20 protein-coding genes, 1 other RNA gene and 1 pseudogene are annotated in these 26,312 nt (G+C 71.1%); 11 read left to right on the top strand and 11 right to left on the bottom strand.

Annotated features, from left to right (window positions below):
- Positions 1-72 precede the first annotated feature (72 nt).
- The 4 genes from ssrS to WQ53_RS04880 form a co-directional block, all read right to left on the bottom strand.
- A non-coding RNA gene (gene ssrS, locus WQ53_RS16190) (6S RNA) lies at positions 73-255 on the bottom strand.
- A 115-nt stretch (positions 256-370) separates the two neighbouring features.
- Positions 371-676, bottom strand: coding sequence for a cell division protein ZapA (locus tag WQ53_RS04890; protein WP_052630970.1), 306 nt, complete (start codon positions 674-676; stop codon positions 371-373).
- Entirely contained in the window at positions 673-897 is a 225-nt protein-coding gene (locus WQ53_RS04885) for a TIGR02449 family protein (RefSeq protein ID WP_052630969.1), read from the bottom strand. Before WQ53_RS04885 ends, WQ53_RS04890 begins: the two co-directional genes overlap by 4 nt.
- Positions 898-1,386: 489 nt before the next feature.
- Positions 1,387-3,549, bottom strand: a complete 2,163-nt coding sequence (locus WQ53_RS04880) for a putative bifunctional diguanylate cyclase/phosphodiesterase (RefSeq protein ID WP_052630967.1) — start codon at positions 3,547-3,549, stop codon at positions 1,387-1,389.
- Between the two features lie 183 nt (positions 3,550-3,732).
- Here WQ53_RS04880 and WQ53_RS04875 point away from each other — a divergent pair, with 183 nt between their 5' ends.
- Positions 3,733-4,281, top strand: coding sequence for a UPF0149 family protein (locus WQ53_RS04875; protein WP_052630965.1), 549 nt, complete (start codon positions 3,733-3,735; stop codon positions 4,279-4,281).
- A 4-nt stretch (positions 4,282-4,285) separates the two neighbouring features.
- Positions 4,286-5,611 carry an aminopeptidase P N-terminal domain-containing protein gene (locus tag WQ53_RS04870; RefSeq protein WP_052633925.1) on the top strand — a complete coding sequence of 442 codons (1,326 nt, stop codon included), beginning with the start codon at positions 4,286-4,288 and terminating at the stop codon, positions 5,609-5,611.
- A gap of 844 nt (positions 5,612-6,455) precedes the next feature.
- On the opposite strand, the gene cysK is transcribed toward WQ53_RS04870, so the two are convergent.
- Both cysK and cobA read right to left on the bottom strand, forming a co-directional pair.
- Entirely contained in the window at positions 6,456-7,415 is a 960-nt protein-coding gene (gene cysK / locus WQ53_RS04865) for a cysteine synthase A (RefSeq protein ID WP_052630964.1), read from the bottom strand.
- Positions 7,416-7,467: 52 nt separating this feature from the next.
- Positions 7,468-8,319 (bottom strand): annotated as a pseudogene (gene cobA / locus WQ53_RS04860) (uroporphyrinogen-III C-methyltransferase); the annotation flags it as partial.
- Positions 8,320-8,470: 151 nt separating this feature from the next.
- On the opposite strand from cobA, the gene WQ53_RS04855 reads away from it, so the two are divergent.
- The 3 genes from WQ53_RS04855 to WQ53_RS04845 all read left to right on the top strand — a co-directional run bounded on the left by WQ53_RS04855 (position 8,471) and on the right by WQ53_RS04845 (position 11,160).
- The gene (locus WQ53_RS04855; RefSeq protein WP_052630963.1) at positions 8,471-9,454 is read left to right on the top strand and encodes a LysR family transcriptional regulator; all 984 of its coding nucleotides are present in this window, start codon (positions 8,471-8,473) and stop codon (positions 9,452-9,454) included.
- Between the two features lie 123 nt (positions 9,455-9,577).
- Positions 9,578-10,741: a DNA glycosylase AlkZ-like family protein gene (locus tag WQ53_RS04850; protein WP_082112848.1), complete on the top strand. Its 1,164-nt coding sequence runs from the start codon at positions 9,578-9,580 to the stop codon at positions 10,739-10,741.
- A 35-nt stretch (positions 10,742-10,776) separates the two neighbouring features.
- Entirely contained in the window at positions 10,777-11,160 is a 384-nt protein-coding gene (locus WQ53_RS04845; RefSeq protein WP_052630961.1) for a DUF6165 family protein, read from the top strand.
- A gap of 79 nt (positions 11,161-11,239) precedes the next feature.
- On the opposite strand, the gene WQ53_RS04840 is transcribed toward WQ53_RS04845, so the two are convergent.
- From WQ53_RS04840 to WQ53_RS04820, 5 genes are all read right to left on the bottom strand, one after another.
- On the bottom strand, positions 11,240-11,818 hold the full coding sequence (locus WQ53_RS04840; RefSeq protein ID WP_052630959.1) for a DUF1439 domain-containing protein: 579 nt from the start codon (positions 11,816-11,818) through the stop codon (positions 11,240-11,242).
- A 51-nt stretch (positions 11,819-11,869) separates the two neighbouring features.
- Positions 11,870-12,118, bottom strand: a complete 249-nt coding sequence (locus tag WQ53_RS04835) for a hypothetical protein (RefSeq protein ID WP_144409225.1) — start codon at positions 12,116-12,118, stop codon at positions 11,870-11,872.
- 106 nt (positions 12,119-12,224) lie between these two features.
- Positions 12,225-12,971 (bottom strand): phosphoadenylyl-sulfate reductase, encoded by a 747-nt coding sequence (locus WQ53_RS04830; RefSeq protein ID WP_144409224.1) that lies wholly within the window; start codon positions 12,969-12,971, stop codon positions 12,225-12,227.
- 35 nt (positions 12,972-13,006) lie between these two features.
- Entirely contained in the window at positions 13,007-14,734 is a 1,728-nt protein-coding gene (cysI, locus tag WQ53_RS04825) for an assimilatory sulfite reductase (NADPH) hemoprotein subunit (protein ID WP_052630953.1), read from the bottom strand.
- Between the two features lie 21 nt (positions 14,735-14,755).
- Positions 14,756-16,609 carry an assimilatory sulfite reductase (NADPH) flavoprotein subunit gene (locus WQ53_RS04820; RefSeq protein WP_052630952.1) on the bottom strand — a complete coding sequence of 618 codons (1,854 nt, stop codon included), beginning with the start codon at positions 16,607-16,609 and terminating at the stop codon, positions 14,756-14,758.
- Positions 16,610-16,837: 228 nt separating this feature from the next.
- On the opposite strand from WQ53_RS04820, the gene cysD reads away from it, so the two are divergent.
- The 6 genes from cysD (at position 16,838) to WQ53_RS04790 (ending at position 26,311) form a co-directional block, all read left to right on the top strand.
- A complete protein-coding gene (gene cysD, locus WQ53_RS04815; protein ID WP_052630950.1) occupies positions 16,838-17,749 on the top strand; it encodes a sulfate adenylyltransferase subunit CysD in 912 nt (303 codons plus the stop codon).
- Positions 17,749-19,623 carry a sulfate adenylyltransferase subunit CysN gene (cysN, locus tag WQ53_RS04810; protein WP_052630948.1) on the top strand — a complete coding sequence of 625 codons (1,875 nt, stop codon included), beginning with the start codon at positions 17,749-17,751 and terminating at the stop codon, positions 19,621-19,623. Before cysD ends, cysN begins: the two co-directional genes overlap by 1 nt.
- A 95-nt stretch (positions 19,624-19,718) precedes the next feature.
- Positions 19,719-20,822 (top strand): efflux RND transporter periplasmic adaptor subunit, encoded by a 1,104-nt coding sequence (locus WQ53_RS04805; RefSeq protein ID WP_052630946.1) that lies wholly within the window; start codon positions 19,719-19,721, stop codon positions 20,820-20,822.
- Between the two features lie 3 nt (positions 20,823-20,825).
- A complete protein-coding gene (locus tag WQ53_RS04800) occupies positions 20,826-23,960 on the top strand; it encodes an efflux RND transporter permease subunit (protein ID WP_052630944.1) in 3,135 nt (1,044 codons plus the stop codon).
- A gap of 73 nt (positions 23,961-24,033) precedes the next feature.
- Positions 24,034-24,570, top strand: a complete 537-nt coding sequence (locus WQ53_RS04795; RefSeq protein WP_052633923.1) for a GNAT family N-acetyltransferase — start codon at positions 24,034-24,036, stop codon at positions 24,568-24,570.
- A 250-nt stretch (positions 24,571-24,820) separates the two neighbouring features.
- Positions 24,821-26,311, top strand: coding sequence for an alanine/glycine:cation symporter family protein (locus tag WQ53_RS04790; RefSeq protein ID WP_052630943.1), 1,491 nt, complete (start codon positions 24,821-24,823; stop codon positions 26,309-26,311).
- Position 26,312 lies beyond the last annotated feature (1 nt).

Below are 26,312 nucleotides of genomic sequence, written 5' to 3'. Positions count from 1 at the left end.
ATGTACCTGACCCCTTTTTAGATGCCCTTGGAAACGACGACGCCTCCCGGGGGAGGCGTCGTCGGAAAAAAGGCATTCTCCACCATGCCGATGCGGCGAAACGACCTTGAACCCGAGGTCCAAGTGGGAAAGCTGGGAAACCATCGGGCTTTCCGCTGCGTGGCGGACATGCACCCCCGGCGTCGTCGCTTCCCCGGTGTCGTTTTTAAGGGACAAGGCGAATGTTTTGCCAGCTGTCGCACACGGCAGAGAACGCAGGCGGATTATAGCGCCCGCATTGCGACTGCCTAGCCCGTCCGTCGGTGCGGGAGAAGAAATCGGCAATGCCCGGTTCAGCGTCGCAAGACGGCGTCTATGGGTTGTCGCGCATTCAGCCGGCGGTGGTGCCGAGCAGGCCGTCGAGGCGCTGGTTCAGCGTTTCCAGGGTGACGGCCAGTTCGCGTTGCTGCGCGTCGCGCTCCTGGCGCAGCTGCTGGAGCTCGTGGGCCAGGTTGAGCGCGGCCAGCACCGCGACCCGGTCGAGTGCGACCATGCGGTTGTTGCCGCGCACTTCGCGCATGCGCGCGTCGAGCAGGCGCGCGGCGGCGAGCAGGCCGTCGCGTTCCTCGGCGCTGACGCCGACGGTGTACTCGCGGTCGAGGACGCGGACGCCGACCGGCTCGCTGTGGTTGCTCACGTGTGCTGCTCCAGCGACTTCAGCCGCGCGATCATCGCCTCCACCCGCGAGCGCGCCTGCTCGTTCTTGCCGAGCAGCTGGGCGCGTTCGGCGAACAGCTGTTCCTGCTGCTGGCGCAGGCTGCGGTTCTCGTCCGCCAGCCGCTGGCAGCGTTCGGCCAGCGCCTCGACCCGCGCGGCGAGGGCGCGGAGCTGGGCGATGGCTTCGGAGGGGGCGTCCATGGCGGCCACGATAGGCAGCGCCCGGTTGCCCGGTCAAGCGGCGCGGCCGGCGCGTGCCGGTGCCGGCGTCACGGCCGCCGCCGGAGGCACCGGCGCGGTGTGCGCCGGCAGGACCGGTCCCTGCGACGGCGGCGGTTTCCCCGTGTAGGAGCCTAGCTCGCTGGCGACACGGGCGTCGGGATGACGGGGGGCGTGGCTTGCGCCGACACTCGGGTCGCGGGCAAACCCGGCTCCTACGACGCAGCGGCGCAAGCTCTTGTAGGAGCCCAGTTTGCCGGCGACACGGGCGTCGGGATCAGGAGGTCGTCGCCTGTGCCGACGGCGTCGGGTCGCCGGCTGAACCCGGCTCCTACAGCAACTTGGCGCGGCCGCCTTCTGTAGCACCCCAGCTTGCTGGCGACCCGGGCTTCGGGGTGGTGAGGTCGTCGCCTGTGCCGACGGCGTCGTGTCGCAAGGCCGCCTGCCTCACAAGAACAGCGGCCGGGGTGGCTACGCCGGCACCATCGCCGGGCGCGACAGGAAGGCCATGCATGCATCGCGGTCCATCGCCGCGGCGATGTAATGGCCCTGGACCTCGTCGCAGCCATGGTCGCGCAGGAACTTGAGCTGGCCGGCGGTCTCCACGCCCTCGGCCACCACCGTCAGCGAAAGCGAGTGGCCCATGGCGATCACCGTGCTGGTGATGGCCTCGTCGTCCGGGTCGCGGGTCAGGTCGCCGACGAACTCCTGGTCGATCTTCAGCGTGGTCAGCGGCAGCCGCTTCAGGTAGGCCAGCGAGGAGTAGCCGGTGCCGAAATCGTCCACCGCCACACCCACGCCGAGGGCGCGGCAGGCATGCAGCACGCTGGCACTGCGGCCGACGTTGGCCATGATCGCGCTCTCGGTCAGTTCCAGCTCCAGCTGGCCGGAGGCCACCCCGGTCTCGGCCAGGATCCGGGCCAGGGTGCTGGCCAGGTCGCCGCGCAGCAGCTGGATCGCCGAGACATTCACCGACATCCGCATGCCGTCCAGGCCTGCGCTCTGCCACTGCCGCAGGGTGGTGCAGGCTTCCTTGAGCACCCATTCGCCGATCTCCAGGATCAGCCCGGTGTCCTCGGCCAGCGGGATGAACTGGTCCGGCGGGACCAGGCCGAACTCCGGGTGGCGCCAGCGCAGCAGTGCCTCGGCGCCGACCACCCGCTGCTCGTGCAGCGAATAGCGCGGCTGGTAGACCAGGGTCAGCTCGTCGCGCTCGACCACCCGGCGCAGCAGGCCGGCCAGGGTGGCGCGGCGGCGGGTGGCCTCGTCCATGCTGGCCGAGTACACCTGCCAGGTGCGGCGGCCGGCGGCCTTGGCCTGGTACATCGCGGTGTCGGCGTGCTTGAGCAGTTCGGTCGGCACCTGCGCGTGGTCGGGGAACAGGCTGATGCCGATCGACGGCGACACGGTGATCTCGTGGTGCTCGTCCAGGGTCAGCGGCAGCGAGAACGACTCGATCACCCGCTGCGCCACGTGCTCGGCCTCCTGCGCGGTGGCCAGCCCTTCCAGGACCACGGTGAACTCGTCGCCGCCGAGGCGCGCGACCGTGTGCTGCGGGCCCACCGCGTGCTGCACCCGCTCGGCTGCCGCGCGCAGGACCCGGTCGCCGGTGGCGTGGCCGAGCGAGTCGTTGACGTCCTTGAACCGGTCCAGGTCCAGGAACAGCACGGCCACGTGGCCGCCCTCGCGACGCGCCCGCACGATCGCCCGGGCCAGGCGCTCGGACAGCAGCGAGCGGTTGGGCAGGCTGGTCAGCGCGTCGTAGTTGGCCAGGTAGCGCAGTTCCTGTTCGGCGCGCTTCTGCTCGGTGATGTCGCTCAGCACCACCACGTGGAAATTGATCTCGCCGCCGGCGTCGGGGATGGCGTTGTGCTTGACGTGGCAGAGGATCTCCTCGCCGTCGCGGCGGGTCATCCAGACGTTGCCCTGCCAGTGCTGGCGCCCCAGGTCCTGGCCCAGTGTGCTGCCGCGGCCCTCGCTGTGGTCGCTGTCGAGCATGGTGAAAGGGCGGCCCAGCGCCTCCACGTCGCTGTAGCCGGTGATCTGGCTGAAGGCCGGGTTGACCGCGACGAAATGCAGCTCGCGGTCCAGCACCGCCACCGCCTCGCTCATGCTGCGCAGCACCTCGCTGGCGATGCGCCGCTCGGCCTCGGCGTGGCGGTTGGCGGTGGTGTCGCGCGCGGTGCCGGCCAGGCGCCGCGGGTGGCCGCGGGCGTCGCGCTCGACGGTGCGGCCGTGGACACGGATCCAGACCCAGTTACCGTCGCCGTCCGGATCGACCCGGTGCTCGGAGGTGAACAGCGGGTCGCGGCCGCGCAGGTGCGCGCGCAGGCGCCGGCGCAGGCTGGGGCGGTCGTGCGGGTGGACCAGCGGCAGCGAGGCCAACCGGCTGGTCACGGTCAGGCCGAGCCCGAGGTGCGGTTCGGACTCGTCGGCGTGCAGCAGGTGCAGTTCGCGCCGGGCCAGGTCGAAGTCCCAGAACTGCTCGCCCGAGCCCCACAGCGCCACCGTCAGGTGTTCCTCGCGCGCCCGCAGCGCTTCGTGTTGCCGCAGGTGGCTGTTGCGCCAGCGCCAAAGCAGCAGCAGGACCGCTATCGTCAGTCCCGCGGCGATGGCCATGAGTGCGGCAGTCATCGGCAGCCGGTCCGGCGGGGTCCTGTCTTGCGGTATCGCGCAGCGACGTCGGACGGCATGGGATGCGGGTCGTGATGGGCGATCCACGCGAGTGTAGGCATGGCCGGGGAACGCCGACAAGCGGTGGCGAGGGTTGCGGTTGCTACAATCGGCCGGGTCCTCCGTCGCACTTCCCGGATCCGCATGCCCCAACTCCCCACCGCCGATGAGGTCGCCGAAGCCAGCCGCGCGCTGGAACTGGGCGCGACCGTCCCGGAATTGCACGGCAGTCTCTGCGGCTGGCTCGCCGGCGGCGGCGAGGATACGGCCGCCTGGCTGGCGCGGGTGCTGGCCGATCCGGCGGCGCCGGCGCCGCCCTCCGGCAGCGCGCTGGACCGCCTGCGCCAGGCCACCGCGACCCAGCTGGCCGACGGCGAATTCTCCTTCCAGTTGCTGCTGGGCGACGACGACCAGCCGCTGCGCCAGCGGGCGCAGGGCCTGTTCGACTGGTGCCGCAGCTTCCTCGGCGGCTTCGGCCTGGCCGCCGGCGCGCAGCCGCCGCTGTCGGAGGAGGGCGCCGAGGCACTGCAGGACCTGGCCCGCCTGGCCGGGGCCAGCGTGCAGGAGATCGACGAGGACGAGGAGGAGGACGAGTCCGCCCTGTCCGAGCTGGAGGAGTTCGTCCGCGTCGCCGCGCTGCTGCTGCACGGCGACTGCGTGCTCGGCCCGCGCCACCGCCGCACCCTGAACTGACATGTTGCGCTCGCTTACCGGCATCTCCGCGGGCGAGTACGCGCGCCGCCGCCGCCAGCTGATGCGCATGGCCGGCGACGACGCGATCCTGGTGCTGCCGGCCGCGCCGGTGCGGGTGCGCAGCCATGACACCCACTACCCGTACCGGCAGGACTCGGACTTCGGGTACCTGTGCGGCTTCCCCGAGCCGGAGGCGGTGCTGGTGCTGGTGCCAGGCCGCAAGCACGGCGAGGCGCTGCTGTTCTGCCGCGAGCGCGATCCCGAGCGCGAGGGCTGGGACGGGCCGCGAGCCGGCCAGGAAGGCGCCGTCGCCGACTACGGCATGGATGACGCCTACCCGATCGACGACCTCGACGAGATCCTGCCCGGCCTGCTGGAAGGCCGTTCGCGGGTCTACTACCACTTCGGCCGCGACGCCGAGTTCGACCTCAAGCTGATCGGCTGGGTCAACCGCGTTCGCGCCCAGGTCCGGCACGGCGCGCAGCCGCCGCACGAGTTCCTGGAACTGGGCCACCTGCTGCACGAGCAGCGCCTGTTCAAGTCCAAGGACGAGATCCGGCTGATGCAGCGCGCCGCCGACATCAGCGTGCACGCGCACCAGGCGGCGATGCGCGCCGCGCGCCCGGGCATCCACGAGTACGAGCTGCAGGCCGAGGTCGAGCGCGTGTTCCGCGCCGCCGACGCCTGTCCGGCCTACGGCAGCATCGTCGGCGCCGGCGCCAACGGCTGCGTGCTGCACTACGTGGCCAACAGTGCGCAGGCGAAGGATGGCGACCTGGTCCTGATCGACGCCGGCGCCGAATACCGCAACTACGCCGCCGACATCACCCGCACCTTCCCGGTCAACGGCCGCTTCGGCAAGGAGCAGCGGGCGCTGCACGACCTGGTCGGCGCCGCGCAGGCCGCGGCCCTGGCCTGCGCCCGCCCGGGGGTGGCCTATTCGGCGATCCATGGCGCGGCGGTGGAGGCCCTGACCGAGGGCCTGCTGCGGCTTGGGCTGCTCAAGGGCTCGCTGGAGAAGAACATCGCCGAAGAGCACTACAAGCGCTTCTACCGGCACAAGAGCGGACACTGGTTGGGCTTGGACGTGCACGACGTGGGCGACTACCGGATCGACGGCGAGCCGCGACTGCTGGAGCCGGGCATGGTCCTGACCATCGAGCCGGGCCTGTATGTGGGCGCCGACGACAAGTCGGTGGCGGCCAAATGGCGCGGCATCGGCATCCGCACCGAGGACGACGTGCTGGTCACCGGCGACGGCCACCGGGTGCTGACCGACGGCCTGGCGCGCTCGGCCGACGAGATCGAGGCGTTCATGGCGGCGCGCTGAGCGCCCGCCTGGCCCTCCTTTTGCTTGTAGGAAAAAAAAGAAGGTTCTTCGCCCAACTGCGTGGGAAGGCAACCCGGTTTCTGCGGTCGATGGCCGCTGCCACTGCGAGGCAGGGCATTGGCTTGGCGTGAAGCCGTCGCCTGTCAGGCAAGAGCATCGCTTCGGCCTCGGGTGGCTTCCAGGTCGCGGCTTCTATTGGCTGGCATGGAAGCACCAGGCCCCGAAAGGCTCATTGGCTCCCGCGACCGGAGGCCGTCGTGCGGGCATCGAACAGCGGAGGACGACGCCTGTGCCGACGGCGTCGGGTTGCCGGCTGAACCCGGCTCCTACAACAGCCGCGCCGCCGCCGCTCTTCTGTAGGAGCTGACTTCAGTCGGCGACACGGGCGTCGGAATCATGAAGGTGTCGCCTGTGCCTACGGCGTCGCGACGCGGGCAAGCCCGGCTCCTACACAAGAGCAGGTCGTCGGGCGACGAACGGAGCCGGCAGGCCGTTGGCGATGACGAAGCCACGACCTGGACGCGCGCCGAAGACGTGGCAGGCCAGGTGTGTTGCGGCAGCGGCCAGGGATGGCCGCGTCGGCGAGTCGGCACAGGGATGTGCCGCCGAGACGACCGCAACACACCTGGCCTGCCGCGGCTCAGCCCGAAGCCGGGCACGCCCGGCGCTCTGGCTGTTGATGTTGCTGTTGATGTTGCTGTCGCCGTTGCCATTGCCATTGCTGTTGCGTTGCGGGCGTATCCCTCGAATCGGCGAAGAAAAAAAGCGGCCGCCTCGGCTCCGCGGGGATGACGAACAAAAAAGGCGGCACTTGCGTGCCGCCCGGTACCGCTCCAGGGAAGGTTCAGCCCAGCGACGCCAGCCACTCGTCGTCCGAGCCCTCGTTGACGCCCTCGAACAGCGGCGTGGAGAAGTAGCGCTCGCCGGTGTCCGGCAGCACCGCCAGCAGCACCGAGCCGGCCGGCGCGTCGGCCGCCACCTTCAGCGCGGCGGCGACGGTGGCGCCAGCGGAGATGCCGACGAAGATGCCTTCCTCGGCCGCCAGCCGGCGCGAGGTCGCGATCGCGTCCTCGTCGGCGATGCCCAGGATCTGGTCGGCCACCTCGCGGTTGAGCACGGCCGGGATGAAGTCCGGGGTCCAGCCCTGCACCTTGTGTGGCTTCCACTCGTTGCCGGCCAGCAGCGAGGCGTTGGCCGGCTCGGCCGCGGTGATCTTCACCTCTGGGCGGGCCACGCGCAGCACTTCGCCCACGCCGGTCAGGGTGCCGCCGGTACCCCAGCCGGTGACGAAGTGGTCCAGGCGGCGGCCGGCGAAGTCGCGCAGGATCTCGGCGGCGGTGGTCTGGCGGTGGTAGGCCGGGTTGGCCGGGTTCTCGAACTGGCGGGCCAGGAACCAGCCGTGCTTCTTCGCCAGTTCCTCGGCCTTGCGCACCATGCCGCTGCCGCGCTCGGCCGCCGGGGTCAGGATGACCTTGCCGCCGTAGGCGCGGATCAGCTTGCGGCGCTCGATCGAGAAGGTCTCGACCATGGTCGCCACGAACTTGTAGCCGCGCGCGGCGGCCACCGCGGCCAGGGCCACGCCGGTGTTGCCGGAAGTCGCCTCGATGATCGTGTCGCCGGGCTTGAGCAGGCCCTTGGCCTCGGCGTCGAGCACGATCGCGATGGCGAGGCGGTCCTTGACCGAGCCGGCCGGGTTGAACGCCTCGACCTTGGCGTACAGCTCCACGTGCGAGGGCGCGACGCGGTGCAGCTTGACGACCGGGGTGCGGCCGATGGTGTCGAGGATGCTGTCGTAGATGGCCATGGGGCGTTCCGTGGTTCCTGGAAGTCGGGGAAGTGGTGGAAGTACGCGGGATTCAGGCGGCCCGGGCCAAGGCCGGTTCAGCCGTCGGCGGGCCGAACGGCGCGGCGCCGAACCAGTGCAGCTGCGTGGCCAGCGCGGCGACCTCGCCCAGGATCAGCAGCGCAGGCGAGGCCACGCCGTGCGCCGACGCGGTATCGGCCAGGTCGTCCAGGGTGCCGGTGACCACCCGCTGTTCCGGGCGCGAGCCGTTCTCGACCAGGGCGAACGGCGTGGCCGGGTCGCGGCCGGCGGCCAGCAGGCGCTCGCGCAGCCGCTCCAGCCCGGCCACGCCCATGTAGACCGCCAGGGTCTGGCGTTCCTGCGCCAGCGCGTCCCAGTCCAGGGTGTCGACCGAGTCGCGGTAGTGCGCGGTCAGCAGGCGCACCGACTGGGCGTGGTCGCGGTGGGTCAGCGGGATGCCGGCGTACGCCGCGCAGGCCACCGCCGCGGTGATGCCGGGCACGACCCGGAACGGGATCGCGTGCGCGCGCAGGAACTCCAGTTCCTCGCCGCCGCGGCCGAACACGAACGGGTCGCCGCCCTTGAGCCGGACCACGCGGCGCCCGGCGCGGGCGTGCGCCAGCATCAGGGCGTGGATCTCTTCCTGGGACATGCTGTGGCGGCCGGCGGACTTGCCGACTTCCTGCAGCAGCGCCCCGGGATTGGCCAGGGCCAGCACGCCGGCCCCGACCAGGCGGTCGTACAGGACCACCTCGGCCGATTCCAGCGCACGCAGCGCATGCAGGGTCAGCAGGCCGGGGTCGCCCGGGCCGGCGCCGACCAGGGCGACGCCGCCCGGAGGCAGATCGAAGCTCGCGCTGGCGGGGGCGGACGGCTGGCTCACGGCGGGGCGGGAGAAGTCGGGGAAACCGACCGTAGCGCCGGCTCATAACCGCAGGAAATAACTTGCCGGACCTTGCTCATGCATTCGGGTTATAAGATCGGCCATGGATTCCTGACTACAGTCCATGGCCTGATCCCTCCGTCCGGCCCCGTGGTCGCCCGGCTCCTACCGAATGACGCTTACCCAGCTGCGCTACCTCGTCGCCATCGCCGATGCCGGGCTCAACATCACCCTGGCCGCGGCGCGCGTGCACGCGACCCAGCCGGGGCTGTCCAAGCAACTCAAGCAGCTGGAGGACGAGCTGGGCTTCCTGCTGTTCGTGCGCAAGGGCCGCAGCCTGGAGGCGATCACCCCGGCCGGCAGCGAGGTGCTGGAGCGGGCCCGGGTGATCCTGGCCGAGACCGCCAACATCCGTGCCTACGCCGCCAACCAGCGCCGCGAGAGCCACGGCCAGCTGACCATCACCACCACCCATACCCAGGCCCGCTTCGTGTTGCCGCCGGCGATCGCGCGGATCAAGCGCGAGTTCCCGCAAGTCAGCGTGCACCTGCAGCAGTCGACCGAGGGCGCGGCGCTGGACCTGCTGAGCAGCGGCGAAGCCGACATGGCCGTGGTCAGCACCGCCGGCGGCGAGCCGCAGGGCGGGGTGGCGGTGCCGCTGTACCGCTGGCGGCGGCTGGCGCTGGTGCCGCGCGGTCACGAACTGGACCGCGCCGGCCGGGCGCCGGACATCCAGGAGCTGTCGCGCCACCCGCTGATCAGCTACGAGTCCTCGACCCGCCCGGAGTCCTCGCTGCAGCGCGCCTTCACCGGCGTCGGCCTGGAGCCGAACCTGGCCCTGACCGCGCTGGACGCCGACCTGATCAAGACCTACGTGCGCGCCGGCCTGGGCGTGGGCCTGCTGGCCGAGATGGCGGTGAGCACCAGCGACACCGACCTGCGCGGCTGGCCGGCGCCGAAGGAGATCAGCGAGTGCATCGCCTGGGCGGTGCTGCCGCGCGAGCGGGTGCTGCGCGACTACGCGCTGGAACTGGTCAACGTGCTGGCCCCGCAGATCGACAAGCGCGACCTGCGCCGCGTCCTCGACGGCAACCAGGACCCGGACTGGCCCGAGCCGCCGACCTGGGAATCGCTGACCCAGACCATCACCAGCTGAGGCGCCTTTGCTTAAAAGGGGTCAGAGTCAATTAATCACGATTAATTGACTCTGACCCCTTATTAGACGGACCCCTTTTAGACGCTGCGGCGTGTCGCCCGGCGCTGTGCTGCAATGGTCCACATGTCCGCACCGACCCTCGACGCATTGCGCCGCTATGCGGTGGCGCGCACCCTCTTCGCCCCGACCACGCTGCCGCGCGCGATCCAGCGGCTGGGCTTCGTGCAGGCCGATCCCATCCGTGCCCCGGCGCGCGCGCAGGATCTGACCCTGCGCCACCGCGTCAGGGACTACTGCGCCGGCGACCTGGAGCGCCGCTATCCCCGGCTCGCGGTGGAGGAGGACTGCCTGGTCAACTACGGCTTCCTGCCGCGCGAGCACCTGGGCCTGATGCACCCGCGCCGGCCCAGCCGTGCCTGGGATGCCGGGACCCGCCGCAGGGCCGCCGACGTGCTGGCCTTCGTGCGAGAGCACGGGCCGGTGCATCCGCGCGACGTGCAGCGGCATTTCGCGCATGGCCGGGTCACGAACTACTGGGGCGGATCCAGCAACGCCAGTACCCACCTGCTCGACGGCATGCACTACCGCGGGATGCTGCGCGTGCAGCGGCGCGAAAGCGGCACGCGCATATACGAGGTGGCGGCGCATCCGCCGGCCGACGACAGCCCGGCGGGCCGCGCGCGTTGCGCCGCCGCGCTGGTGGAACTGGTGGTGCGCAAGTATGCGCCGCTGCCGGCGGCGAGCCTGACTTACCTGGTCCGCCTGCTCGACTACGGCGCTCCGCAGCTGTCGGTGCAGACCCGGGCGGCCCTGCGCCTGGCGCGCGAGCGGCTCGCCAGCCACCGCATCGACGGCACGGTCTGGTACTGGCCCGCCGACGAGGACCCGGCCTCGCGCCGCCATGCACCCGATGCCGCGCTGCGCCTGCTCGCCCCCTTCGATCCGGTGGTCTGGGACCGCCGCCGTTTCACGCTGCTTTGGGATTGGACGTACCGGTTCGAGGCCTACACGCCCGAACCGAAGCGCAGGCTCGGCTACTACGCCCTGCCCATGCTGTGGCGCGAGCACGTCGTCGGCTGGGCCAACCTCGTAGTGCGCGAGGGACGGTTGCAACCCGACTTCGGCTACGTCGGCGCGACGCCGAAAGGCACCGCATTCCGCAATGCGCTCGATGACGAGCTGCAGCGCATGGCGTGCTTCCTCGGCAGCGACGACCGAAGGCAGCGCCGCACCGGCAGCGGGCCGGCCCGGGCCGCCGATCTGGGAGCCGCCGACCCGGGCCGGTAAACTCCGCCCCTGCAATAGGCCACCAGGACGCCGGCATGAACACGATCATGGTTCCCGTTTCGGTCGGGGAGCTCATCGACAAGATCACCATCCTCGAGATCAAGGCCGAGCGGATCGGCGACGAGGCCAAGCGCCGCAACGTGGTGGTGGAGCTGGAGGGACTGCTGCCGCTGTGGGAAGGGCTGGCGGCCGGTTCGGCGGAGCTGGCGGACCTGAAGGTGCAGCTGCGCGTGGTGAACGAGCGCATGTGGGACGTGCAGGACGCGCTGCGGGCCAAGGAGGCCGCGCAGGATTTCGGCGGGGAGTTCATCGAGCTGGCGCGCGCGGTGGCCGCGCGCAACGGCGAGCGGATAGGCATCAAGAACGCGATCAACCGGCTGGCCGGTTCGCAGTTCGTCGAGGAGAAGCAGTACCGGTAAGCATGCCGCCAGTCTGATGCAGGAGCCGCGTTTGCCAGCGCGGGATGTCGCCGGCAACACCGGTTCCTGGAAGGAGCGCTCAGCGCGTGACGCCGATGACGATGCGGCCGTTTTCGATGTCGACCCGGTAGACGCTGCGCCCGAGCGGCACCTGCGACTGGCGCCGCTCGCTCAGCACGTAGACCGGTTCGTTGCGCGCGTACTCGGCCAGCAGCGCGTCGCCGAGCGCGAGCAGTTCCTCGCCGGCCGGCAGGCCCGGCATCCGCGGCAGGTCCAGCCGGGTGAGCCTGGGCTCGTGCAGGTACAGGGCCTGGCTGTCGGGGTCGAAGCGCAGTCCGGAGACGAGGGCGAAGTGGCCGCGCGGCCCCACGCGCAGCCCGGCGACCGTGGCCTGTACGTCGAAGGCCAGCCACAACTGGTCGTCCTGGAGCCTGGACTGCGGCTGTTCCAGGGTCAGCGTCGCGATGCCGCCCCCGAGCTCGAAGTCGCGCGGGAAGCGCCGGTCGAAACGCTGCTGCAGCTCCGCATCGGTGACCACGACCGTGCCGCCCAGGAATGCCCGCAGGGTGCCCATCGACGAACAGCCGGCCAGCGGCAGCATCGTGGACAGGACCAGGAGCAACGCGATCCGTCGGCGGAACGGGGAGGCCGCGGACATGGACGGAATCTGCCGAAGAAGGTTCGCCATCATATTCGGATGCCCGCGTCGCTACGTCCCGTCGTCCGAGCGGGAAGCGGCGGACCTGTCCGGGAGCGGAAGCCTGCCGGTGATCGCGAAGTACCCGAAGAACCCGCTGCCGAAGAGCGGGCCGAGCCGGAAAAGGACTTCGATCCAGTCGCCTGCGAGCGCGTACTTCACCAGGCCGATCCCGGCCACCAGCAGGCCCGTCGCCGCCAGCACGCCGCACAGGGCCCTGAGCACCCGGTGCGCATCGACGATCTCGTTCTCGTGCTTCATCGGCCTGTCGTCCCGGTGCGCCACAGGCGGGTGGCGCGGCCCACGCGGACCGGTCACCCGTGCTTGCGAAGATAGGGCAAGACGCGGCCCGGCGATCGCGACGCGATCAGATGTCCTCGTGGATCCCGCACTCGCGCTTGAGCCCGAAGAAGCGGGTGTCCTCGTCGCGCATGCCTGGTTCCCAGCGGGTGGTGGTGTGGAAGTCGCCGATCGAGACGTAGCCCTCGTGCCACAGCGGGTGGTAGGGCAGGTTGTGCTTCTTCAGGTATTGCCACACGTCGCGGTCGCTCCAGTCGGCGATCGGGCTGACCTTCAGCCGCTCGCCGCGCTGCTGCACGATCGGGGTGTCGGCGCGGCTGGCCGACTGGTTGCGGCGCAGGCCGGTGAGCCAGGTGCCCACGCCCAGTTCGTCCAATGCGCGGCGCATCGGCTCGACCTTGCGCAGCTGGTTGTAGTTGTCCAGGCCGGTCATGCCCTGCTCCCACAGGCGGCCGTGGCGCGCCTCCATCCAGGCGCGGCTGACCAGCGGACGATAGATTCTGAGGTTGAGCTGCAGGCGCTCGGTCAGTTCGTCGGCGAAGCGGTAGGTCTCCGGGAACAGATAGCCGGTGTCGATCAGGATCACCGGGATGTCCGGCTTCTGCTGCGTGAGCAGGTGCAAGGCCACCGCCGACTGCGCGCCGAAGCTGGAGGACAGCGCCGGGTTGCCGTGGCCGTGGGTCAGCGCCCATTCGACGCGGCGTTCGGCATCGAGCGTTTCCAGCCAGGCGTTGAGTGCGGCCAGGTCGCGCACGGGCGCGGCCTCGGTGCTGGTGGCAGCTTCCTGCTGGGTGGTGGGGGCGGTCAGGCTCATCATGAACTCCGGACGCGGTGCTGCAGTGGCATGGGTCAGGCGGCCTCGCCGAGCGCGGCGGACGCCGCGTCGACCTGGACATGGGTGGGATAGGACGGCAACGCGACGAGGCCTGCGCTGTGCAGGAAATCGCCGAAGCCTTCGCCGGGCTGGCGCTCGGCGGCGTAGCGCGCCAGCAGCGGGTCCAGAGCCTCGACGATCTCGGCCTCGGTGATGTTCTCGCGGTACAGGGTGTTCAGGCGCTGGCCGCGGTGGTCGGCGCCGAGCATCAGGTTGTAGCGGCCCGGCGCCTTGCCGACCAGGGCGATCTCGCCCAGGTAGGGGCGCGAGCAGCCGTTCGGACAGCCGGAGATGCGCAGCAGGATCGGCGCCTCGCGCAGGCCGTGCCTGTCCAGCAGCGGTTCGAGTCGGGCCGCGAAGTCCGGCAGGTAGCGCTCGGCTTCGGCCATGGCCAGGCCGCAGGTCGGCAGCGCCACGCAGGCCATGGCCGCGCGGGCCAGCGCGGTCGGGGCGCGGTTGCCGGCGTCCAGGCCGTGGTCGCGGACCAGCGCGTCGATCCGCTTGCGCTCGCCGGCGGGTACCCCGGCGATCACCAGGTTCTGGTTGCCGGTCATGCGGAAATCGCCGCGGTGCACGTTGGCGATCTCGCGCAGGCCGGTCAGGTGCGGCGCGCCGGGGCGGTCGGCGATGCGCCCGGCCGGCAGCGACAGGGTCAGGTGCCAGCGGCCGTCCTCGCCCTCGACCCAGCCGTAGCGGTCGCCGTTGTGCGCGAAGGCGGCCGCGCGCGGCGCGGCGAACTTCACCCCGGCGCGGCGCTCGATCTCGGCGACGACGAAGTCCAGGCCGTGGTCGTCGATGGTGTACTTGAAGCGCGCGCGCTTGCGCAGCACGCGGTTGCCGAAGTCGCGCTGGGTGGTAACCACCGCGGTGGCCACGTCCAGCAGCGCCTGCCGCGGGATGAAGCCGATGTTGTTGGCCAGTCGCGGATAGGTCTCGGCATCGCCATGGGTCGAGCCCATGCCGCCGCCGATGGTGACGTCGTAGCCGGCCAGCTTGCCGTTGTCGTCGAGCACGCCGATGAAGCCCAGGTCGTTGGCGTACACGTCGACGTCGTTGACCGGCGGCAGGGCGAAGCCGATCTTGAACTTGCGCGGCAGGTACTTGTCGCCGTAGACCGGCTCCTCCTCCTCGCCGCTGCCGGCCACGCGCTCCTCGTCCAGCCAGATCTCGTAATAGGCGCGGGTGTTGGGCAGCAGGTGCTCGGAAGTGGCGGCGGCATCGCCGTGCAGGTCGGTGTGGGCCTTCGACAGCAGCGGGTTGGCGGCGACCTGGACGTTGCGGTTGACGTCGCCGCAGGCGGCCAGGGTGTCGATCAGCGCGGCGTTGATCGCCTGCATCGTCGCCTTCAGCTCGCGTTTGATCACGCCATGGAACTGGAACGCCTGGCGGGTGGTGATGCGCAGCGAGTGGTTGGCGAAGCGGGTGGCCACGGCATCCAGCTTCAGCCACTGCTCGGGCGTGACCACGCCGCCCGGGGTGCGGGTGCGGATCATGAACTGGTAGGCCGGTTCCAGCTTCTGCCGCCGGCGCTCGTCGCGGATGTCGCGATCGTCCTGCTGGTAGCTGCCGTGGTACTTGATCAGGGTCTGGTCGTCCTCGCGCAGCGCGCCGGTGACCGGGTCGGCCAGGCTCTCCAGCAGCGAGCCGCGCAGGCGGTGGCTCTCGGCCTTGATGTCTTCGACGGAATGCGTGGTCGTGCTCATGGCGGTGGCTGGGCCGCGGCGTCAGTAGACGTCGCGGCTGTAGCGGCCCTCGGTCTGCAGTGCGGTGACGTATTCGGCGGCGGCCTCGGCGTTGCCGCCGCGGTGCGCGGCCACGATGTCCAGCAGCGCGGCGTGCACGTCCTTGCCCATGGCGATGGCGCCGCACACGTACAGGTGGGCGCCGCCCTGCAGCCAGGCGTACAGCTCGGCGCCGCGCTCGCGCAGGCGGTCCTGTACGTAGACCTTGGCGGCCTGGTCGCGGGAGAAGGCCAGGTCGAGGCGGTGCAGTTCCCGGCGACGCAGGGCCTCCTGCCATTCGACCTGGTACAGGAAGCCGGTATCGAAATGCTGGGCGCCGAAGAACAGCCAGTTGCGGCCGGCCGCGCCGGTCTCGGCCCGCTCCTGGACGAAGCCGCGGAATGGGGCCACGCCGGTGCCGGGGCCGATCATCACGATGTCGCGCGACCCGTCGGCGGGAACGCGGAAGCGCTCGTTCGGCTCGATGTAGGCCGGGACCTGGGCGCCTTCCTCCAGCGCGGCGAGGAAGCCGCTGGCGGCGCCGCCATGGTCGTGGCCGTGGGCGTGGTAGCCGAGCACGTCCACGGTCAGGTGCGCCTCTTCGCCCACGCGCTTGCGGCTGGAGGCGATCGAGTACAGGCGCTGGGCCTGCGGGCGCAGCGCGGCGAGCAGCGCGTCGTGGTCCCAATCCGCCGGCCAGCGGCGCAGCACGTCCACCAGTTGATGGTCGGCCAGCAGCGCGGCCAGGCCGGCGGACTGGGTCGGGTCGAGCAGCTGCTTCAGCGCCGCCGCTCCGGAACGCTCGGCGTGCGCGGCCAGGAACGGGCGCGACAGCCGGGTCAGCTCGCGGCGGGTCGCCAGCCACTCGGACAGGGACAGAGTCTGCTCGCCGGAGGTGACAGCGGTATTGCCGTCCAGGCGGGTCGCCTGCAGCATCGCCTCGACCAGCGCCGGCGGGTTGCGGTGGCGGATGCCGAGCGCGTCGCCCGGCTCGTAGGCCAGGCCCGAGCCCTCCAGCGACAGCTCGAGGTGGCGCACGTCCTTGTCGCCGCGGCCGTACTGCTGGAAGCCCTGGCCCTTGAACTCGCGGCCACTGACGCGCTGGTTGGCCAGCACCTCGGCCGGGAACGGCCGCTCGTGCGACCAGGCCGCGGCCGGGCGCAGCGGGGTGACCGTGGCCAGGTGGGGGGCGGCCGGCACGGGGGCGGCCTTGAGCAGCTCCCGGGCCTGGGCCAGCGCGTGCTCGCGCCAGGGGCCGGCGACGGTGTCGATGTCCAGGTCGGCCTGGCCGACGTCGGCCACGCGCTGGGCACCGAGCTCGGCCAGGCGCGCGTCGAGCTTGCGGGCGATGCCGCAGAAGTCGGCGTAGCTGGTGTCGCCCAGGCCGAGCACGGCGAACTTCAGCTCCGGCAGCTTCGGCGCGCGCTTGCCCAGCAGGAACTCGGTGAAGCCGATCGAGTCATCCGGCGGGTCGCCCTCGCCCTGGGTGCTGATGACCAGATAGAGCAGGCGTTCGCCGGCCAGTTCGCGGGTCGGGTAGGTGTCGGCGCGGACCAGGCGCACGGCCAGCCCACCGGCCTCGGCGGCCTGCGCCAGTTTCTCGGCCTCGCGGCGGGCGTTGCCGGTCTGGCTGCCGTAGAGCACGGTGAGCCGCTGGCCGGCCTGCGCCGTCGGTGCGGTCGCGCCGCCGGGCAGCACCGCCAGCTGCGGCGGCGCCTGCACCTGGGCCAACCCGGCGGTGTAGCCGGACAGCCACCACAGCGAGGGGCCGTCCAGGCCCTCGACCAGTCGCGCCAGCAGGACCTTGCGGTCCTCGTTGAGCGGGCTGGGGGGCAGCGCGGTGGGCGCAGCGGTCATCCTGACAGGCTCGGCGAACGTCGATTCGACGGATTGCCGATGTTAGGAACTTGCAAAGCGCAGCTGAAACGGCTTGTGGTTATTCGCTTATGCTCTGGGATTATTTCGTCGCCCGGGCCGCCGGCCGGAACATTCGCCGTCCCGGACGGCCCGGAACACGCACCCGGACCCGCCGCGTCCGCCGTCGGAAGGCCCGCCGGCCCTCCGCCCGCCAAGACCCCCGACTCGATGAGCCCCGCCGACCGCCTGTCCCACCTCGACCGCCTGGAGGCGGAAAGCATCCACATCCTGCGCGAGGTCGCCGCCGAGTTCCGCAACCCGGTGCTGCTGTATTCGGTCGGCAAGGACAGTTCGGTGCTGCTGCACCTGCTGCTCAAGGCCTTCGCCCCGGCGCCGCCGCCGATCCCGCTGCTGCACGTGGACACGCGCTGGAAGTTCCGCGAGATGATCGCCTTCCGCGACCGCCGTGCGGCCGAGACCGGGGTGGAGCTGCGGGTCCACATCAACCCCGACGGCGTCGCCCAGGGCATCGGCCCGGTCAGCCACGGCGCCAGCGTGCACACCGACGTGATGAAGACCCAGGGCCTGAAGCAAGCGCTGGACCTGTGGCGGTTCGACGCGGCCATCGGCGGCGCGCGCCGCGACGAGGAGAAGTCGCGGGCCAAGGAGCGGGTGTTCTCGTTCCGCAACGAGCACCACCGCTGGGATCCCAAGCGCCAGCGCCCGGAACTGTGGAACCTGTACAACGCCCGCATCCGCAAGGGCGAGAGCGTGCGCGCGTTCCCGCTGTCCAACTGGACCGAGCTGGACGTGTGGCTCTACATCTACCGCGAGAACATCCCGGTGGTGCCGCTGTACCTCGCCGCCGAACGCCCGGTGGTCGAGCGCGACGGCGCGCTGATCCTGGTCGACGACGAGCGCCTGCCGCTGAAGCCGGGCGAGGTCCCGCAGCTGCGCAAGGTCCGCTTCCGCACCCTGGGCTGCTACCCGCTGACCGGGGCGATCGAGTCGCAGGCCGACTCGCTGGAGAAGATCATCGCTGAGATGCTGGTGGCCACCAGTTCCGAGCGCCAAGGGCGGGTCATCGACCACGACCCGACCGCGTCGATGGAGAAGAAGAAGCTGGAGGGGTACTTCTGATGGGCACGGACGCCGACATCGCCGCCTACCTCAAGGCGCACGAGGACAAGCCGCTGCTGCGCTTCATCACCTGCGGCAGCGTCGACGACGGCAAGAGCACCCTGATCGGCCGCCTGCTGGTCGAGAGCAGGCGCCTGTTCGACGACCAGCTGGCCGCGCTCGAAGCCGACAGCCGCCGCCACGGCACCCAGGGCGAGCGCATCGACTACGCGCTGCTGCTCGACGGCCTGGCCGCCGAGCGCGAGCAGGGCATCACCATCGACGTGGCCTACCGCTACTTCGACACCGAGAAGCGCAAGTTCATCGTCGCCGACTGCCCGGGCCACGAGCAGTACACCCGCAACATGGCCACCGGCGCCTCCACCGCCGACCTGGCGGTGGTGCTGGTCGACGCGCGCAAGGGGCTGCTGGCGCAGACCCGCCGGCACAGCTACATCGTCTCGCTGCTGGGCATCCCGCGCGTGGTCCTGGCAGTGAACAAGATGGACCTGGTCGGCTACGACCGCGGGGTGTTCGAGGCCATCGCCGAGGGCTACCGGGCGCTGGCCGCGCAGTTGGGCATAGCGAATGTCCAGGCGATCCCGCTGTCGGCGCTGGAAGGCGACAACCTGCTGCAGCGCTCGCCGAACACGCCGTGGTACGAGGGCCCGGCGCTGCTGGAGCACCTGGAGACGGTGCCGGTGGAAAGCGGTGAGACCGCCAGCGGCCTGCGCCTGCCGGTGCAGTGGGTCAACCGGCCCAACCAGGACTTCCGCGGCTTCGCCGGCACGATCGCCGCCGGCGAGGTGGCGCCCGGCGACGAGGTGGTGGTGCTGCCGTCGGCGCGGCGCTCGACGGTGGCCGCGGTGCTCGGCCCGGACGGTCCGCGCGAACGCGCCTTCGCCGGGCAGGCGGTGACCCTGACCCTGGCCGACGAGGTCGACGTCAGCCGCGGCGACGTGATCGCCGCCGCCGGCGACCCGCCCGCGGTGGCCGACCAGTTCGCCGCCCACGTGCTGTGGATGAGCGACGCGCCGCTGCTGCCCGGCCGCCCGTACTGGCTGAAGGTGGGCGCGCGCACGGTGGCCGCCAGCGTCAGCGAGATCAAGCACCGGGTCGACGTGAACACCCAGGAGCACCTGGCGGCCAAGCGCCTGGAACTGAACGAGGTCGGCTACTGCAACCTCAGCCTGGAGGAGCCGGTCGCGTTCGCCCCCTACGCGCAGAACCGCGCCCTGGGCGGCTTCGTCCTGATCGACCGCCAGAGCAACGATACCGTCGCCGCCGGCACCCTGGACTTCGCCCTGCGCCGGGCCGACAACGTGCACTGGCAGCACCTGGACGTGGACAAGGCGGCGCGGGCGCGGATCAAGGGCCAGGTGCCGAAGGTGCTGTGGTTCACCGGCCTGTCCGGCGCCGGCAAGTCGACCGTGGCCAACCTGGTCGACAAGCGCCTGCACGCGCTCGGCTACCACACCTTCGTGCTGGACGGCGACAACGTCCGCCACGGCCTGAACCGCGACCTGGGCTTCACCGACGAGGACCGGGTCGAGAACATCCGCCGCGTGGCCGAGGTGGCCAGGCTGATGGCCGACGCCGGGCTGATCGTGCTGGTCAGCTTCATCTCGCCGTTCCGCGCCGAGCGGCGGATGGCGCGCGAGCGGTTCGCGCCGGGCGAGTTCATCGAGGTGTACGTCGACGTTCCGTTGGCGGTGGCCGAGGCGCGTGACGTGAAGGGCCTGTACCGCAAGGCCCGGGCGGGGCTGATCCCCAACTTCACCGGCATCGATTCGCCCTACGAGGTGCCCGAGCAGCCGGAGATCCACCTGGAAGCGGCCGCGACCCCGGTCGAGGCGCAGGTCGCGCAGGTGCTGGCCGCGCTGAAGCTCGACTGAGCGGCCGGAGCGCCAAGTCAACCAACGGCACATACGAACGTTAACAATCGCTCGCTAGACTCGGCGGTTTGTGCATGAATGCAGCGAGGCGATCGATGGCGTCACCTTTCCTGGCCCGGGCGGTAGTCCTGGCGGGTGTCCTCGGGCTGGCGGCCTGCAAGGGCGAGCCGGCCGCGGGGCCGTCGGCGCCATCGGCGATCCCGGTGACCATGGGCGTGGTCCAGCCGGTGGCCTGGAGCGACACCGTGCAGGCGCTGGGCACCGCCCACGCCCGCGAATCGGTGACCCTGACCGCCAAGATCAGCGAGATCGTCGACCAGGTGCACTTCGAGAGCGGCCAGCATGTGCAGGCCGGCCAGCCGCTGGTGACCCTGCGCGTGGACGCGCAGGAGGCCGCCCTGGGCGAGGCCGAATCCACCCTGGCCGAGGCCGAGCAGCAGTACCGGCGCCTGCAGGGCCTGGCCGACCAGCAACTGGTGGCCCGCTCCACCCTGGACGCGCAGCGCGCGCTGCGCGACGTCGCCGCGGCCCGGGTCCGGCAGATGCGCTCGGACATCCGCGATCGCCACGTGCGCGCGCCGTTCTCCGGCGTGCTCGGCATCCGCCAGATCAGCCCCGGCGCCCTGCTCACGCCCAATTCGGTGATCGCCACGCTCGACGACCTGTCGCGCGTGTACGTGGACTTCCAGGTGCCCGAAGCGGCGCTGTCGGCGATGGTGCCCGGTGCGCGCGTGACTGCCGGCACGACGGCTTGGCCGGGGGAACAGTTCACCGGCGAAGTCGAGGTGGTCGATGCCCGCGTGGATCCCACCACGCGCGCGGTGACGGTGCGTGCGAATTTCGACAACCCCGAGGGCAAGCTGCGCCCGGGCATGCTGCTGGACGTGCGCCTGTTCCGCCCCGAGCGCCAGGCGCTGGTGGTGCCGGAGATCGCGGTCGTGCAGGTCGGGCGCGAGTCGTTCGTCTACCGGGTCGACGCCGACGGCAAGGTCGAGCAGGCGGCGGTCCGGGCCGGCGTGCGCCGCGACGGCCTGGCCGAGATCGTCGAGGGACTCAAGGCCGGCGACCGGATCGTGGTCGACGGCACCGGCAAGCTGCGGCCGGGCGTGGTCGTGGCCGAGGTCGAGGCCCGGCCGGCGCGCACGCCGGCCAAGGACGACGCCCCCGGCGAGGACGCCGTGGTCCCGGCGCGGAACTGAGCCATGAAACTGTCCGACCTGTCGATCAAGCGCCCCGTCTTCGCGGTGGTGGTCAGCCTGCTGCTGGTGGTGCTGGGGGTGATGTCGTTCCTGCGCCTGACCCTGCGCGAGCTGCCCAACATCGACCCGCCGATCGTGTCGGTGCAGGTCACCTACCCGGGCTCCTCGGCGGCGGTGGTCGAGACCCGGGTCACCCAGATCCTCGAGGACGGCCTGGCCGGGATCGAGGGCATCAAGACCATCCAGTCGCAGAGCCGCAACGGCCGCTCCGACGTCACCATCGAATTCAACCTGACCCGCGACATCGAGGCGGCGGCCAACGACGTGCGCGACCGCGTGAGCCGGGTCATGGACCGCCTGCCCGACGAGGCCGACCCGCCGGAGATCGCCAAGGTCGAGGCCGACGCCGACGTCATCATCTGGCTCAACATGCGCTCCACCGTGATGGACACGATGGAGCTGACCGACTACGCCGACCGCTACATCCTCGACCGGCTGTCCTCGCTGGACGGCGTGGCCCGGGTCCAGCTCGGCGGCGGCCAGCGCTACGCGATGCGGATCTGGCTGGACCGCGACGCGATGGCCGCGCGCGGGATCACCACCGCCGACGTCGAAAGCGCGCTGCGCGCCGAGAACGTGGAGCTGCCGGCCGGGCGGATCGAATCGGAGAACCGCGACTTCACCCTGCGCGTGGAGCGCGGCTACCGGCAGCCGGAACAGTTCGCGCAGCTGCCGCTGCGCAAGGGCGCCGACGGCTACGTGGTCCGGCTCGGCGACGTGGCCCGGGTCGAGCTGGGCCCGGAGGAGCGCCGCTCCTACCTGCGCAGCAACGGGGTGCCGAACGTGGGCCTGGGCATCGTCCGCACCTCCACCGCCAACGCGCTGGACGTGGCCCGGGCGGCGCGCGCCGAGGCCGCGGTGATCCAGCAGACCTTGCCCGAGGGCACCGACATCTTCGTCGCCTTCGACAGCACCACCTTCATCGAGGCCTCGATCGAGCGCGTGTACTGGACCCTGGCCGAGGCCATGTTCCTGGTGTTCCTGGTGATCTGGCTGTTCCTGGGCAGCCTGCGCGCGGCGCTGATCCCGGCGGTCACCGTGCCGGTGTGCCTGGTGTCGGCGTTCATCGCCCTGTACGCGTTCGGCTTCTCGATCAACCTGCTGACCCTGCTGGCGCTGGTGCTGTGCATTGGTCTTGTGGTCGACGACGCGATCGTGGTGCTGGAGAACATCCAGCGCCGTGCCGACCTGGGCGAGCCGCCGCTGGTCGCCGCGCGCCGGGGCACCAAGCAGGTGGCCTTCGCGGTGATCGCCACCACCGCCGTGCTGGTGGCGGTGTTCCTGCCGGTGGGCTTCATGGAGGGCAATACCGGACGCCTGTTCCGCGAGCTGTCGGTGGCGCTGGCCGCGGCAGTGGCGATATCGGCCTTCGTCGCGCTGACGCTCACCCCGATGATGTCGTCCAAGCTGGTGCGGCCGCACACCAAGCCGCGCGGGCTCAACGCCTGGACCCACCGCACGCTCACCCGGGTCAGCGACGGCTACGGCCGCCACGTGGAGCGGATGGTGGCGCTGCCCGGCAGGCGCCTCCTGCTCCTGCTGTTGGCGGCCATGGCCCTGTGCGCGCTGGCGATCGTCGTGCTCGGCCTGCGCGTGCCCAGCGAGCTGGCCCCGACCGAGGACCGCGGCCGCTTCTTCGTCATGGTCGACGGCCCGGAGGGGGCCGGCTTCGACTACACGGTGCGGCAGATGCAGCAGGTCGAGGAGGTCGTCCTGTCCCAGGTCGGCCCCGGCCAGCCGATCGAGCGCGCCAACTCGCGCGTGCCGCGCGGCTGGGGCGGCAGCGAGGACATGCACACCGGCCAGGTGGTGGTGTTCCTGCAGGACTGGCACGAGCGCAAGGCCACCACCGACGAGGTGGTCGGCCAGCTGCGCGGCGAGTTCGCCAAGCTGCCGGGCGTGCAGGCGCGCGTGAACGTGGCCGGCGGCCTGGTCGGCAGCCGCGGCCAGCGCTACCAGCTGGTGCTGGGCGGACCGGACTACGCCGAGCTGGCGCAGTGGCGCGACCGCGTCCTGCAGCGGATGGAGGGCAACCCCGGCATCCAGGACCCGGACTCGGACTACAAGGAGACCCGGCCGCAGATGCGGGTGAACATCGACCGCGACCGCGCCGCCGACCTGGGCGTGTCGGTGCAGGAGATCGGCCGCACCCTGGAAACGATGATGGGCTCGCGCCGGGTGACCACCTACGTGGACGACGGCGAGGAGTACGAGGTGATGCTCCAGGCCGGCCGCGAGAAGCGCGTGGATCCCTCGGACCTGGCGCGGACCTACGTGCGCGGCGGCGGTGGCGAGCTGGTGCCGCTGTCCAACCTGGTCACCCTGTCCGAGCTGGCCGAGCCGGGCAGCCTCAACCGCTTCAACCGGCTGCGCGCGATCACGATCAGCGCGGGCCTGGCGCCGGGCTACTCGATGGGCGAGGCGCTGGAATGGACCCGCGAGATGGTGGCCGAGGAGCTGCCCGACTACGCCCAGGTCGACTGGAAGGGCGAGTCGCGCGAGTACCAGGAGGCCGGCGGCGCGGTCGTGCTGACCTTCGCCCTGGCGCTGCTGATCGTCTACCTGGTGCTGGCCGCGCAGTTCGAGAGCTTCCTGCATCCGGTGATCATCATGCTCACCGTGCCGCTGGCGGTGCTGGGTGCGCTGATCGGGCTGTGGCTCACCGGCGGTACGCTCAACCTGTTCAGCCAGATCGGCATCGTCATGCTGATCGGCCTGGCGGCCAAGAACGGCATCCTGATCGTGGAGTTCGCCAACCAGCTGCGCGACCAGGGCGCCAGCGTGGCCTCGGCGATCGCCGGCTCGGCGCGGGTGCGCCTGCGCCCGATCCTGATGACCTCGGTGGCTACGGTGGCCGGCGCGATCCCGCTGGTGGCGGCCGGCGGCCCGGGTTCGGCCAGCCGCGCCACGATCGGCATCGTGGTGATGTTCGGCGTGAGCTTCTCCACCCTGCTGTCGCTGTACGTGGTACCGGCGTTCTACGCGCTGCTGGCGCCGTACACGCGTTCTCCCGAGGCGGTTGCCCACGAACTGGAGCGTCTGGAAGCGGCCACGCCCCCGGTCACCGGGCATGACTGAGGAGAAGCAAAAAAGGGGTCAGAGTGAATTTTCCGCCGACCCTGGCCAGGAACCCGGCCTTCCACGCGGGAAAATTCACTCTGACCCCTTTTTCGCCCTGGCGGGGGAGGGCTTCGTGCTGCGGGCCTGGCGCCAGGACGACCTCGAGGCGCTGCTGCGGCATGCCGATGATCCGCTGGTGCCGCGCGGCCTGAGCGACCGCTTTCCGCATCCGTACACGCGTGCCGACGGCGAGGCGTTCCTCGCCGGGCGCGTGGTCGACCTGGACCAGCCGGTGCTGGCGATCGAGATCGGCGGCGAGGCCTGCGGCGGGATCGGCGCGCGCGTCGGCCGCGGCGAGCGTGCCCACGGCGCCGAGCTGGGCTACTGGCTGGGACGCGCGCACTGGGGACAGGGCTGGATGACGCGGGTGGTCGCCGCCTACCTGGACTGGTTGGTGCCGGCGCTGGGGCTGCGCCGGGTGGAGGCGAACGTGCTGGACGCCAACCCGGCCTCGGCCCGGGTGCTGGAGAAGAACGGCTTCCGGGAGGAGGGGCTGCGCCGCGGCGCCGTCCTCAAGCCGGACGGGCTGCACGACCTGAGGCTGTTCGGCCGGCTCTGGCCGTTGTAGGAGCGGGCATGACCGCGACCCGGGCGTCGGGACTGCTAGGGCGTCGCCTGTGCCGACGGCAAGACCGGCTCCCGCAACGGCGGCGACGCCCCGTAAGTCGCGCGCCGGCGCCGCGCGCCGGGAGGACCGCCGGAGCACCGGGCGCTGCGCATCCGCCGCGCTAGCGGTTATCTTTCCGTCACCTGCGCGACGGCCCGTGCCGCCGCGATTCCCCATTCCCCGATCCAGCAACGGCCGGAGACCCGTCCCCGTGGAAGCAATTTTCGTCTGGTTGAACGGCATCATCTGGAGCAAGGCGCTGATCGCGCTGTGCCTGGGCGCCGGCCTGTGGTTCTCCTTCCGCACCCGCTTCATGCAGGTGCGTGGCTTCGTCGAGATGACCCGGCTGACCTTCAGCGGGCAGAAGTCCGAGGCCGGCGTGTCCTCGTTCCAGGCGCTGGCGCTGTCGATGTCCGGGCGCATCGGCATCGGCAACATCGCCGGCGTGGCCACGGCGATCGCCTTCGGCGGTCCCGGTTCGATCTTCTGGATGTGGGTGATGGGCTTCCTCGGCGCCTCGACCTCGTTCGTCGAGTGCTGCCTGGCGCAGATCTACAAGGAGAAGGACAACGAGGGCCGCTACCGCGGCGGCCCGGCCTACTACATCGAGAAGGGCCTGGGCCTGAAGTGGTACGCCTGGACGTTCGCGCTGGCGACCATCGTCGCCACCGGCTTCCTGATGCCCGGCGTGCAGGCCAACGCCATCGCCGACAGCGCCAGCAACTTCTGCAACAGCACCAACGTCTGCCCGGACCTGTCCGGCCAGTGGCTGGGCATGCAGGCGGCATTCGCGTTCAAGCTCGGCATCGGCGTCGTGGTCGGCCTGATGCTGGCGGCGATCATCTTCGGCGGCCTCAAGCGCATCGCGCTGGTCGCCGAGGTCGTGGTGCCGTTCATGGCCGTCGGCTACATCCTGATGGCCGTGGTGGTGATGCTGCTGAACCTCGACTTCCTGCCGACCATGTTCCGCACCATCTTCGAGAGCGCGTTCGGCCTGCACGCCGGTTTCGGCGCGATGCTCGGCCTGGCGGTGGAGTGGGGCGTCAAGCGCGGCATCTACGCCAACGAGGCCGGCCAGGGCACCGGTCCGCACGCGGCGGCCGCGGCCGAGGTCTCGCACCCGGCCAAGCAGGGCTATGTGCAGGCCTGGGCGATCTACTTCGACACCATGCTGGTGTGCACCGCCACCGCGTTCCTGGTGCTGTCCACCGGGATGTACAACGTGGTCCTGCCGGACGGCACGCTGCTGCAGCAGGCGTTGCCTGGCGTGGCCGCCGGCGCCGGTTTCGCCCAGGCCGGCATCGAGTCGGTATTGCCGGGTTGGGGCGCGGGCTTCGTGGCGGCGGCGCTGTTCTTCTTCGCCTTCACCACGATCATGGCCTACTACTACATGGCCGAGACCAACCTGACCTACGTCAACGGCCACAAGGTGCGGCCGCTGGCCACGCTGGCGCTGCGCTTGGGCATCGTCGCCATGACCATCTACGGCACGGTGCGCACCGCGGAGATGGCCTGGACCCTGGGCGACATCGGCGTGGGCCTGATGGCGTGGCTGAACATCGTCGCCATCTTCCTGCTGCAGAAGCCGGCGCTGCTGGCGCTGCGCGACTACGAGCGGCAGAAGAAGCTGGGCCTGGAGCCGGTGTTCGACCCGGACGCGCTGGGCATCCGCAACGCCGACTTCTGGAAGCAGCGCCGCTGAC

Origin of the sequence: Pseudoxanthomonas suwonensis, assembly GCF_000972865.1 — a bacterium.
In the GTDB taxonomy this organism is placed as follows: Bacteria; Pseudomonadota; Gammaproteobacteria; order Xanthomonadales; family Xanthomonadaceae; genus Pseudoxanthomonas; species Pseudoxanthomonas suwonensis_B.
Note: the sequence above shows the minus strand (reverse complement) of the source record. Positions and strands in the feature narration are given on the sequence as shown.